Here is a 1,630-nt window from a genome sequence, read left to right on the forward strand (position 1 = left end):
CTCGCGTGAGGCTCTACCCGGCCTATCCGAGCAACCCTCGCAAGGCGCATCGAGGACGGGCCGCCCCGCCTCCGCAAGGACATACAGTCTTCGTCGCTTTGCTCCTCGCAATGACGCGGTTGGGAGTTACGCTTGTCCGGTTTTCTGGCCGTACCGCGTTGATCGCCAACGACAAGCATGGGGCCGATGACCGCCGTTGATCCGGTCGCCGCAAAGCGTTGCGCGGGGATAGCCCGGCGCTTGTCCGATACGCGGTCCTCTCTCTCCGGCAAGCGACAAGGCGAACGGTCCCTGGCCGGGGCCGAAGCCGCCAAGGAGACAAGACAGCAAATTCTTGCCTTGCCTGCGCGACCGTTCTATCTTTGTTCTTTTCCAGATGAGAGCGCATATGTTTTCTTTTTCCGAAGCCGCCCCGGCCGCTGTCTTCCCTTCGCATCGGACGCCGAGATCGCGGCGCGCTTCGACTTCGGCGAGAAACGGATGCGCGCGGTCATCCGCGAGATCCTGGCGCGCCGCGTGCCCGCGCCGCCGGAGGCCTTCGTGGCGATCAAGCTGAGCCGCCTGAACGAGGCGCTGCTCGTCGCTTATAGCGCCATGTCGCCGACCAACCTCGAGGCGGTCGACCAGGTGGCGCCGATCGTGCGCGCGCTCGACCGCTATCATGGTCTTTTCGCCGCGGAGCGGCGCCGGCCCGGAAGCCGCGCTCCAGGCGCGCCGGCCGAGGGGATTGCGACCTTCGGCGCGGCGCTCGTTTGCCGCGCGGCGTTTTCCTCGCTTCTTCCTTGCGAACCTTCGCATGGGCTGGATTCGGAAATCGCTCGCCCGCAACACCCAAGCCGACGTCATCGCGAGGAGCGAAGCGACGCGGCGATCCAGGGGGGCGCGGCCAAGATCTGCCGTATGCCCCGCGTCGCCGCGCTTCGACGTCGGCGCAGGCGGCCCCTGGATCGCCGCGTCGCCCTTCGGGCTCCTCGCGAGGACGGCCGGGAAGCGTCATCGCCCGCCTCGGCGTCGACGACCGCCCGTCATTCCCAAGGCGCGCCTAGGCTCGGCAGTTACGCTCGCCCGGAACACCCAAGCCGGCAGCGAACAGCGCCGTCATCGCGAGCGAAGCGAAGCGATCCAGGGCCGCTGGGCCGCTGTTGCGCCCTCTGGTCGTCCCGCCGCCCTTCGTTGCGAGCAGAAGACGGAGCGATTGTTTCCGCAGGAAGCAAGCGGCGGCATGGATTGCTTCGTCCCCCCGGGCTCTTCGACCCGGGGGTTGCTCCTCGCAATGACGGGGTTGGGAGTTACACTCGCCGTAACTCCCAAGCCGGCAGCGAACAGCGCCGTCATCGCGAGCGAAGCGAAGCGATCCAGGGCCGCTGGGCTGCTGTTGCGCCCTCTGATCGTCCCGCCGCCCTTCGTTGCGAGCAGAAGACGGAGCGATTTTTTCCGCAGGAGGCAAGCGGCGGCATGGGTTGCTTCGTCGCTTCGCTCCTCGCAATGACGGGGTTGGCAGTTACCACTCGCCCGTAACTCCCAAGCCGGGGTGAGTCCGAATTGTCACAGGTTGGGTGCGCTCGTCGGGTGGCGGCGGATTTTGCGAGACGCGGCGGGGCGAAACGTGAGTCAAGGTGGGGATGGTTGT

Annotated in this window: 1 protein-coding gene; it reads left to right on the forward strand. The window is 66.9% G+C overall.

All coding sequences use genetic code 11. The features are described 5' to 3' along the window. The first annotated feature begins 186 nt into the window (after window positions 1–186). Entirely contained in the window at window positions 187–1,518 is a 1,332-nt protein-coding gene (locus tag DFR50_RS31805; protein ID WP_147262986.1) for a hypothetical protein, read from the forward strand. Window positions 1,519–1,630: the final 112 nt, after the last annotated feature.

The organism is Roseiarcus fermentans (genome assembly GCF_003315135.1).
In the GTDB taxonomy this organism is placed as follows: Bacteria; Pseudomonadota; Alphaproteobacteria; order Rhizobiales; family Beijerinckiaceae; genus Roseiarcus; species Roseiarcus fermentans.

Coding starts and splice junctions, on each gene's coding strand:
- DFR50_RS31805 (WP_147262986.1), top strand. CDS start 187: ATGACCGCCGTTGATCCGGTCGCCGCAAAGCGTTGCGCGGGGATAGCC.